Origin of the sequence: Sphingopyxis sp. LK2115, from assembly GCF_014595975.1 — a bacterium.
Classification (GTDB): Bacteria; Pseudomonadota; Alphaproteobacteria; order Sphingomonadales; family Sphingomonadaceae; genus Sphingopyxis.
The window spans coordinates 1-6,407 of sequence record NZ_JABWGQ010000022.1 but is presented as its reverse complement, the minus strand read 5'-3'; the positions used below and the strand labels follow the sequence as shown (position 1 = coordinate 6,407).

The window sequence follows — 6,407 nt, the reverse complement described above, 5'->3', positions numbered from 1 at the left end:
TACACCATCGCCTACACCGGAAATTACACCACGAGCGCGGACGCTAACCGAAAACGAGCGCTACAGGGATAATTTGAGGGATTGGAACACCAAGCTCGAAACCATTTACACTTCGTTAAGAAATGTTCGCGGAGAGCAGCCGGTATTTGCTCTCGAACATGGCCTTGATCCCGATGAGCTGAAGCTCCTGTCTGAAGTGGTCGGAGCGCAGGCACGGAGGGTCGGGATATCAGGTCAATGGGCCGGTCACGCTCTCCCGCTGATCGTTGTCGCGACGGAAGTCGGCTACGAATATCGCGGCACCGGCAGTGACTATTGGCCCCTACTCGAGCGAGAACTTGGCGCTTCAATCTCGACAAACGAGCGGAAGACACTGACTGGTTTTTTTCTCACTGCGCACCGCCGGCTCGGCCTCAAGCGCCCGGTTGACAGCCCGTGGACCCGAACCTTCCCGCATATTTCCTGGCCCATAGCGAACGCTATCGCGCCGAGGGAAATTCAACGACCTCTCGCGCGGGCATTGCAACAGGTCGTCCGCATCGCTCCAGCGGGCCGACAGGATGCGGATTTCGCCGAGGATCTGCGTTATGTTGCCCGTAACAGTACCTCCGGGCGATTCAGGGAGTGGGTCGAAGACCAGAACATTGCCCGGTCCCTGATTTTCCATTTGCTGGATCTCCCAGATCCCGACAGCCGCCTGTCCACTGTGACAGTCGCGCGACTGATCAGAGACCTTGAAACCGACAGACAGGCTGCCGATGCTATTCGAAAGGCAGTCGCCACCCACCGACAACGACGTCGCATTGCCGCAGCAGAGCAAACACCACTTGGCATAGCAACTTTCATCCTGGCCTTGAATGGCGATGGTGAGTTTAACCTTACGCTTTGCTTTCCTCTGGTTTCCGCATCGTTTCGTAATCGGCTCGCGACCGCACTGACTGGCTTACCGCAGGGCGCCGTCTTCTGGGGCTGTATTGGCCCGATCCGATCAGATCTGGTTCTGTCCGGAATGGAAATGCCGATTGCGGATGAAACATTGGGCGCGGCCCTCATCGCGGGGCGTGCTTTTTGTGAGTCAACCGGGATTGACGGAGGTGATCCACTAGCCGACTTGGCACCGGCCCAGTCCCTGCCATTGCTTTTCCGCAAGGATCCGATGGCAGACCGGTTTGTCCAGATCCGCGAAACGGAATTGCTGGAAGACGATCAGATCGTCGTTCTGACCGACCGGGCATTCCCGATTGCAGAAGGAATCGTGGCCAAGCAGCCGGTTTGCGGACTGACCTGTCTGGAACTCGATCTCAGGGAGACCGCTGCACGTGCGTTCGCAGAGCGACTCGGCCTGCACCCCCCGGGTCTTCCCGTTGCGTCGTTTGCTGGTGGGATCCACCTTTCTGAGGGATGGCGGGGACCAATCTATGCAACCAGCCGGCCGCTGCTCCTGAAGTCGTCCGGGACCCGGGAAACAGCCGTGTCTGTGAGTGTCGACGAGGGCGAGCCTGTCCAGCTCGCTCCGGGGCAAGTGGCTGCGCTGGAGCCGGTCGCCGGTGAACATCTCATCCGCTTGGGTTCGGGCCAAGGATCATCCGTATCAATCGTTACCTTTATCGACGTGGAACCGGTCCCGGCGGCTTTTGACGCCATCACAGAACCTCCCGAACCGACGCTGGACGACCTCGTGGCAGGGCGTCTGGTAATCAGAATAACAACCCCCAGTGCTATCGAGCAGGTCCCGGTCCAACTGTCACTCCACGTTGACGGCACGGTCGTCACCCGCTCTGAGGCAATGCTGAATGAACTGCCGTCTGTTCTGCATGGCGGCAGTGCGGTAATGGCAGATCTGGCTGATCGCGTGACGAAACGCGCGCTTGCCCGGAACCGGCGATTTTATCTCCGCCTCCGGCTCGGCCGATACTGGTCGAAAACTTGGGAGACGGGCTGGTCACAGAGAACCTGCGACTGGATTGACAGCGAAGGAACTTGGCGAGCATTTGCTGAAGATACGCCGCTTTCCATAGTTCCCGTTCCGCTGTCTGAACCTCTTTCTGACCAACAAACACTGGACGAGTTCAGCTCCGGAGAGCAAATTACATTATTGATACCTACCACTGACAGTACTGAACTGATCCGTGGCGCGCGGATCGTAGGCCCTCCGAAACTGGCTCTAACGCAGTTCCGTTGTAACGTGCCATCGTCCTTGTCGCGGTATGTCAGAGCCAGTGATGCGGGCCCCGGACTCTCCCGCCTGCTTGATCGCTATGTTGCCTGGTCGATTGCCGAACCCGGGAATTTGGTTCTTGCCGCCGCATCTCGTGCGGCGGCCCAGTGCATCGAGGGAGTGCTCGTCCGGATGTTATGCGGGGAAGCGTGGAGTCAGGAGGAGGGCCGACTGGAGCGCTTTTTCGGCAGCCGCTTTCGAGCTCTGGCGGAGTTCGCTCGAGATGAGGGACTGCTGAAGGGCGAATACCTGCCTGAACTACAACCAGATCAGCTCCATCAATTTTTCGGCATTTTCGCTGCGGAAATCGAGAAGTGCTGGGACCCTGAAGCACCAGCAACGGCTTGGGTCACCGAGGACTTCGCAGGAGATATGGACACGGCTGTTATTGAAGCGTTCGGCAAATTCGGCGCCTTGCTTCCCCCTGACGAACAGGAGCCATTTCTGGACGCCGACATCCTCGGCGAGCCTCGGATGCGCGAATGGGCAAGAGCCGCCCGGAAAGCCAGGAAAGCCGATCTCTCCGGCCGCATCGCCGATCTGCTTTTGCCGGCATCTCGAGCATCAGCACTCCGGACCGCAGATTATGATCGGTTGACATCCGATGAGCTTGTGCGGGCCTTAGACGCCGTCCATTTAGACCTCCATAGCCGCAACATGCCGCGCTGGTTAACCCGGGAGCATCTCCAGTTCGGCTTCTGGCTCTGGACAGCGCCCTCACAGCTTGCGGCTACTACTGGTTGGAAACCGGCGCTGGAACGCCTGATTGATGATCGGCCAACGGCACGCGCCATCCGCTACGCGGCGCTTCGCTTCAGGGCTGCCCGCGGCATTGGATCGGGCGGGAGCCCCGCTGATGTTTGACGACCCCTATCTCTCACTGACGATCGGTATCCAGGCGCTTCGCAGAAAGGTCGAGGCACTGGGGCCGGCAATCGGCGGAGCACTTGGTGTTGCGGCCGAGCCCTATCCGCACCAGCTCGCGACGGTTCGTCGGATTCTTGCGGATACGACAATAAGGCATCTGATAAGCGATGAGGTCGGGCTCGGTAAAACTGTGCAGGCGCTCATGGTTCTCAATGCACTGCGATACCAGAACCCCAACCACAAGACGGTCATCGTCGTTCCTGATCGGCTGGTTCGTCAATGGCTCGACGAGTGCTGGACGCGCGCGCATATTGAAGCCACTGTCTTTGGTGAAGATGCCGATGACTCGGATACCATGGTCCGGATTGTCCGCCCACAAAGTATCGTTTCCGGTCAGTTCAACCTCGATCCCGCTGCGTTTGATCTCTTGATTGTCGATGAGCCGCAACTCCTTCCAGACAAGGCGATGCGTTCCGTCGAAACATGGGCGTCCGACTTTCGTCAGGTCCTGATATTGTCGGCCACACCCGGTCTCGCCGATCCGGGCCAGCGCCGGCGGATGACGGCTATTCTGGAGCCCGAACGGGCACAGACAGCTGATAACCGATCCATCGACCTCGACACTTATGTGTCTGATCTTGAACAACTGGCACTGCGCCAGATCAACGATGGGCGCATTTCCGACAGCAGAGCAGCGTGGCGAACGTTCAGCAGGGAAAGGCGCATCATCCGAGCGACCCGCAGGGACTGGAGTCGATATCTGCCTGAACGACGGTTCCATCGCGTCGAAACTGATCCGCTTGAGGGAGAAGTCGCTAGGGTCAGCCTCGGCATGCGATGGTTGCGTGATGCTGGTGAAGACGAAGCGTTTGCGTGGCGTGCGGCACAGGCCCTGCACCGGGGAACTGATTCTGCCCGAGCACAGCGCCGTCTGCGTTCCAGTCCACATCTGGAAGAGGCGGTCCGTCGTTCATCAGAAACCCCCGGCGATAGCCGTCTCGATGCCTTGCTCGACATTCTGACCGATATCTGGACCGAGTACCCGGATGAACAGGTTGTAGTGGTCGCCGGCGACAATCCGACCATCGATTTTCTGGATGTACGGTTGCGGCGCTACTTTGCCGCAGGCGAAGATGATTGCCCAGTTTCGACGCTCCGCAGGGCCAGCGAGCGAACCGAGGACGAGGCAGCAGATATCGAGGCGATGCACCGGCAACTTCATGAGTTTTCCACAGGACAGTCAAAGCTCTTGCTGATCGGCGAATGGGTGCAAGCCGGGCTCAATCTGCATTATTTCGCCCGCAATATCGTTTTCTACTGTTCGCCTTGGGACCTCGAGGTCATCGACCAGCTCACCGGGCGCCTTGATCGCCTGCGACCGAACGGCCTCGCAAAAGGCGACGCAGGGCGGCACTTTGGAAATATTCGCGTCTGGACGATTGTACAGCCGGCGACGCCCGAGGCGAGGGTGATTACCGCTCTGGAGACGCTCGGTGTCTACCAGAAGCCGCTTCCCCCTCTCCGGCCGGAAACCGAAGCTGCGATCGCGCATTCACTCCAAGCCATTGCGTTCGACCGCGCAGCTGGAGAAATCGGCAAACTCTCAGATCTTGCGCGAACCTGGGCCGACCAAGGATCGCAGACGATTCTTGCGCACTACAGCCCATTCAGTTCACAACGCGCACAGGAGGAGTACGACCAGCTCCAGGCGAGCCCGTTGCCGCAACCGGTCATCGGCAAGTCCGACGGTAGCAGCTTTACTGCCCGTTCCGAACAGGCCCTGAAGGGGTTTCTCGATCTGCTGCATCGGTCCAATGTGTTCGACGTTAGTGCGCGGAAGGAAAAGACTGACGAGGAGCTGAGATTCTCCACGCTCTGGTACGGCGGTGATGGCAGATCTCCTGCCATTCCCCTGTCCGTCATTTCCAAGGGCGGCTGGATGGCGGGACATGTCCCGTTTCACTGGCGGCGCAAGCACTTGGCGAAGCCACCGCGCAATACCGTCCATTTCGATGAAGGGGATGTCGGCGGCCGGTTGCTCCGCTTCCTCGACCACGGCGACATGGCGCACGACGAAATCGTCGAGGGCGCAATCGACCTCGCAAGGCGGGTTTGTGGCTCTGTCTGCGAGGAATGCGTCACCGTCCAGTTTGATCCTCGCCATCCGGCAGCAGAGGAACTTCGAGGCAAGCAGGTGTTCCTCGCGGGAGGTCTGTTCGACTCGGTGAGCATGCTCCCTCCTCCTGTTCTGCATGAGCTGGAGGCGCATTTCGCAGAGGCCCCTACCGATGCGCAAAAACGGGAAGCCGACGCGGACCGCTTGCGAGTACAGGATTGGTGGCGCGCCGATGCGCGGTGGCTGCGGACACTCTTACCCAGCCGTTTGGTAACGGTCGGATTTGTCAAGCTGGCCGATGGGTGGAGGATGCTACCCCGTAATCAGGTGCTGCAACTGTTGAGCCCGTTGGATGGGTCGGAAATGGTGCTCCCCCGTACGCGGGGGAAGAGGACCTCCGTCCGGGCAGAATTGCGGAAGGCTCTTGAAGACAATGCGAGGCGCTACCTGGAGGACGAGGTGAGTACCTCCGTCGCGCAGGCGCGAGAAGCCCTATTCGTTGAGCTAGCATCACGACGCGAGCAGATTTGCGTCGAGCTCGGCGATCTCGTTGCCGCGCGAGAAGCGCATCACGCACGTGTGGCGTCCGCCGATGTCGAGATCGATGTGCGCCGTGCGGGCATGCTCTCCGGTCTGCAGCGGCGGGTCGAAAACGCCCGGCTGGCCGCTGCAGCGAGACTCGCATGGCTTGACGCTCTCAATGTGGGGCTGAAAGAGACGCAGATATCGATTTTGCCAAGCCTGATGGTTCAGGTCTCGTCTACAGACGCAAACTGACGATTGCCAAAGGGCAATCCGAGCTAGCATCAGAAGTGAGGCTCAGGACCCATTGATTGGCTGAGGGCGATGTGATTGTGCCGCGCACGCCTTCGGCTCCAGGCTCCGCGAGGAGACTGAGCGACCTGTATTGGCTAACGGACGAGCAGATGGCGAGCCTTTCGCCATATTTTCCCAAGAGCCACGGCAAGCCCGGTTTGATGACCGGCGGGGCCTGAGCGGGATCATCTTCGTCAACCGGAACGGCCTGCGCTAGCAGGATGCGCCGAGGGAATATGGGCCGCACAAGACGTTGTGCACCCCATGGTTAAGGAGAACAATAAGCCGGTCGGTGGCCCGGTTACCGAGCGCCTTCTCGGCAGCACATTTCGGCTGGCTTGTCAATCGGCGTCCAATCGGGACCCCCTATCGGCGCGCAAAAGGGACCCC

The 6,407-nt window shown here is 59.6% G+C and carries 2 protein-coding genes and 1 pseudogene; all 3 read left to right on the top strand.

Annotated features, from left to right (window positions below; translation table 11 throughout):
• The first annotated feature begins 73 nt into the window (after positions 1-73).
• Entirely contained in the window at positions 74-3,082 is a 3,009-nt protein-coding gene (locus HUW43_RS03695; protein WP_188236139.1) for a hypothetical protein, read from the top strand.
• Complete coding sequence (locus HUW43_RS03690) at positions 3,075-5,978, top strand: SNF2-related protein (protein WP_188236138.1); 2,904 nt, start codon at positions 3,075-3,077, stop codon at positions 5,976-5,978. Before HUW43_RS03695 ends, HUW43_RS03690 begins: the two co-directional genes overlap by 8 nt.
• Before the next feature lie 116 nt (positions 5,979-6,094).
• Positions 6,095-6,231: pseudogene (locus HUW43_RS03685) on the top strand (transposase); the annotation flags it as partial.
• Positions 6,232-6,407 lie beyond the last annotated feature (176 nt).